Consider the following 3,192-nt stretch of genomic DNA (forward strand, 5'->3'; position numbering starts at 1 on the left):
CACGCCGCGGCGCTCGAGCTCGCGGCCGTCGTGCTCGGGCAGGAGGTCGCCGACGCGCCCACCGCGGCGCGCGCCGCGCTGCGCCGGCTGCGCGAGCAGGACCCGCGCCGCGAGGTGCACACCGTCCGGCTGCACCCGCGCGACCTCGCGACCGTGCGGGCCGCGCTCGCGGCGCCGGCCGCGACCGGCGACGTGCCGGCCGGTGACGTGCTGGCCGGGCTGCCGGACCTCACGGGCGTCGAGCTCGTGGCCGACCCGGCGCTCGAGCCCGGCGACGCCGTCGGCGAGCTGCCGGACGGCTACCTCGACGCGCGCATCGGCGCGGCGCTGGACCGCGCCCGGGCGGCGCTCGCCGCGTCCGCGCAGGCGGGTGGTGCGGCGTGACCGCGACGACGACGGGCCTGCTGCCGACGCCGCGCACCGGCGCCGCCGGGAGCACGGGCGCCGGGGCACCGGGTGCCGCGGGGGCTGCCGGCGACGGCACGCACCCCGGCGGGCCGGCGTGGGCCGCGGCGCTGACCGCCGCCCGCCCGGAGCGCGTCGGCCAGGTGCGCGGCGTCGTCGGCCTGACGGTCGAGGTCGCCGGCACGGGCGCCGCCGTGGGCGAGCTCGTCACCATCGAGACCGCCGACGGCCTGGTCCCCGCCGAGGTGGTCGCCACCGGCCAGGGCTCGGCCCACGCCATGCCGCTCGGGCCGACGCACGGCCTGCGCGCCGGGATGCGCGTCCGCCCGCGCGGGTCCGCGCTGACGGCCCCGGTCGGCCCCGGGCTGCTCGGGCGGGTGCTCGACGGCCTCGGGCGCCCCATCGACGGCCTCGGCCCGCTCACCGGCGTCGGCCGCGTCGAGGTCACCGGCCAGGCGCCGCACCCGCTGGCGCGCGCCCGCGTCGAGCGGCCGCTGGACCTCGGGGTCCGCGTGCTCGACACGCTCGTCACCGCCGGCCGCGGCCAGCGCCTCGGCCTCTTCGCCGGCTCCGGCGTCGGCAAGTCGAGCCTGCTGTCGATGATCGCGCGCGGCACGGACGCGCAGGTCTCCGTCATCGCCCTGGTCGGGGAGCGCGGGCGCGAGGTCCGGGAGTTCCTCGAGGACGACCTGGGGCCCGAGGGCCTCGCGCGGTCCGTCGTCGTGGTCGCGACCTCCGACGAGCCGCCGCTGGTGCGGCTGCGCTCCGCGTTCGTCGCCACCCGCATCGCCGAGTGGTTCCGCGACCGCGGGGACGACGTCGTGCTGATGATGGACTCGCTCACCCGCGTCGCGATGGCGCAGCGCGAGATCGGGCTGTCCGTCGGCGAGCCGCCCGCCACGCGCGGCTACCCGCCGAGCACGTTCGCGCTGCTCGCCCAGCTCCTCGAGCGCGCCGGCACCGGCGCGACCGGCTCCGTCACCGGCCTCTACACCGTGCTGGTGGACGGCGACGACCACAACGAGCCGATCGCCGACGCCGCGCGCTCGATCCTCGACGGGCACGTGGTGCTGGACCGCAGGCTCGCCGTGGCCGGCCACTTCCCGTCCGTCGACGCGCTCGGGTCCATCTCCCGCGTCGCGTCGCGCGTCCTGCGCCCCGAGCAGAAGGACCTCGCCACCCGGCTGCGCCGCGTCATGGCGGCCCGGCGGCAGGCGCAGGACCTGCTCGACGTGGGCGCCTACGTCACGGGGTCGAACCCCCTGGTCGACGCCGCCGTCACGCACGGCACGGCCATCGACGCCTTCCTGCGGCAGGGCATGGACGAGCGCGCGCCCGCCGCCGACTCCTGGGGCCGGCTCGCCGCCCTCGTCGCCGCGATGGGGGACCTGCCGTGAGCCGCGCCTTCCGCCTGGCCGGGCTGCTGCGGCTGCGCACGCTCGCCGAGGAGCAGGCCGCCGCCCGCCTCGGCGACGCCACCCGCACCCGCGACGCGGCCGCCGCCCGCCGCGACGCCACCCAGGCCGCGCTCGGGGACGCCCGGTTCCCGTCCGGCACGGACGCGCTCGGCATGCAGGCGGTCGTCGCCAGCCGCATGGCGCTGTCCGCGCTGCTGGTCGACCAGCGCGTCGCGGCCACCGCCGCGCAGGACGTCGTCGAGGCCGCGGACGCCGCCTGGTCGCAGGCCCGCACCCGCACCCGCACGCTCGAGAAGCTCCAGGAGAAGCACGACGAGACGGTGCGGGTCGAGGACCAGCGCGCCGAGCAGGTCGTCCTGGACGAGGTCGCGGGGCGCCGCAGCGTCGCGCCGTCGCCGGGGGAGCTCCGGTGACCGGCGCGGTGGCCGCGGTGCAGGCGCGCATCGCGCAGATCCAGCAGTCCGTCGTGCCCGTCGCCACCCCGGTGCTCGGCAGCGTCGGCGCGGTCGGGGGGACGACGTCCGGCGCGTCCGCCGCGGGGGCGTCGTCCGCGAGCGACGCGACGTTCGCGGCGGCGCTCGCGGAGCTCACCGGCACCGGGTCCGCCGTCGGAGCCTCCGACGCGGGCACGGTGGTGGCCGGCGCCGGGGGCGCCGGTGCGGCCACGGGGGAGGACCTCGTCGCCGCCGCCCGCCAGTACCTCGGCGTGCCGTACGTGTGGGGCGGGGAGTCCCTCGACGAGGGCGGCCTCGACTGCTCCGGGCTGGTGCTGCGCTCGCTCGCCGACCTCGGCGTCACGGGCGTCCCGCGCGTCGCCCGGGACCAGGCGACCCTCGGCACGGAGGTCCCGTCGCTCGGCCAGGCGCTCCCGGGCGACCTCGTCGTGCTGTCCGGCGGCTCGCACATCGGCATCTACGTGGGCGACGGGAAGATGATCGACGCCCCGAAGCCCGGCGCCAGCGTGACCGTGCGCGACGTCTACGCCGAGCCGACCACCATCCGGCGGGTCCTGCCGCAGTCCGGGGCGACCACGACCACGACCACGACCGCGCTCACCGGCGCGCTCGCCTCCTCCAGCGCCGGGCGCACCGCCCTCGCGCTGCTCGCGGGCTCCGGCTCGACCTCGTCCCTGACCTCGTCCCTGTGGGGGGCTGCCTCGTGACCACGACCACCCTGACCGCCCTGCCCGCGCGCGCGACCGCCACCGCCGGCGGCACGGGCGCGGGCTCCGGATCCCGGACCGCCGCGAGCGGGTTCGACGCCGTGCTCGCCGGCGCGATCGCGGAGTCGCCGCAGGAGCGCGCCACCGGCCGGACGGCCGACCGGGCCGCCGACCGGGCCGCGGCCGCGCGCGCCGACGACCGCGGGC

Annotated in this window: 5 protein-coding genes; all 5 read left to right on the forward strand. The window is 79.5% G+C overall.

Going from position 1 to position 3,192, the window contains the following annotated elements; genetic code table 11:
• A partial coding sequence (locus AAHH18_RS18150; RefSeq protein WP_343302585.1) for a FliH/SctL family protein occupies positions 1-384 on the forward strand: 384 nt, incomplete at its 5' end.
• Positions 385-515: 131 nt separating this feature from the next.
• Positions 516-1,802: a FliI/YscN family ATPase gene (locus tag AAHH18_RS18155; protein ID WP_343302588.1), complete on the forward strand. Its 1,287-nt coding sequence runs from the start codon at positions 516-518 to the stop codon at positions 1,800-1,802.
• The gene (locus tag AAHH18_RS18160; protein WP_283321520.1) at positions 1,799-2,236 is read left to right on the forward strand and encodes a flagellar export protein FliJ; all 438 of its coding nucleotides are present in this window, start codon (positions 1,799-1,801) and stop codon (positions 2,234-2,236) included. The genes AAHH18_RS18155 and AAHH18_RS18160 overlap by 4 nt, the downstream gene beginning before the upstream one ends.
• Positions 2,233-2,985, forward strand: coding sequence for a C40 family peptidase (locus tag AAHH18_RS18165; RefSeq protein ID WP_343302586.1), 753 nt, complete (start codon positions 2,233-2,235; stop codon positions 2,983-2,985). The genes AAHH18_RS18160 and AAHH18_RS18165 overlap by 4 nt, the downstream gene beginning before the upstream one ends.
• The coding region (locus AAHH18_RS18170; RefSeq protein WP_343302587.1) for a hypothetical protein at positions 2,982-3,192 on the forward strand (211 nt) is incomplete at its 3' end. The genes AAHH18_RS18165 and AAHH18_RS18170, both read left to right, overlap by 4 nt.

The organism is Cellulomonas olei (genome assembly GCF_039548315.1).
In the GTDB taxonomy this organism is placed as follows: Bacteria; Actinomycetota; Actinomycetes; order Actinomycetales; family Cellulomonadaceae; genus Cellulomonas.